General features: G+C 52.5%; 1 protein-coding gene. It reads left to right on the plus strand.

The features are described from left to right. The coding region (locus AB1471_RS19160) for a hypothetical protein (protein ID WP_367781067.1) at window positions 1-236 on the plus strand (236 nt) is incomplete at both ends.

Genomic DNA, 236 nt, shown 5'->3' on the forward strand with positions numbered 1-236 from the left:
GAGAAGGAAGGGAAGAGGGGAAGGGAAGAGAAGGAAAGGAGAGGGGAAAGGGGGGAGGAGGGGAGAAAAAAGGAAAAGGAAAAGGAAGAAAGAGAGAGGGGGAGGGGAGGGGGGGGAAGAAAGAGGAGGAAGGGGAGAGAAAGAGGAGAAAAAGGGGAAAAGGGAAAAAGGAAAGGGGGAAAGGAGGGGAGAGGGAAGAAAAAAAAGGAAACGAGAAGGGGAGGAAACCCACGAGA

The organism is Jeotgalibacillus marinus (assembly GCF_040801915.1).
Lineage (GTDB): Bacteria > Bacillota > Bacilli > Bacillales > Jeotgalibacillaceae > Jeotgalibacillus > Jeotgalibacillus marinus.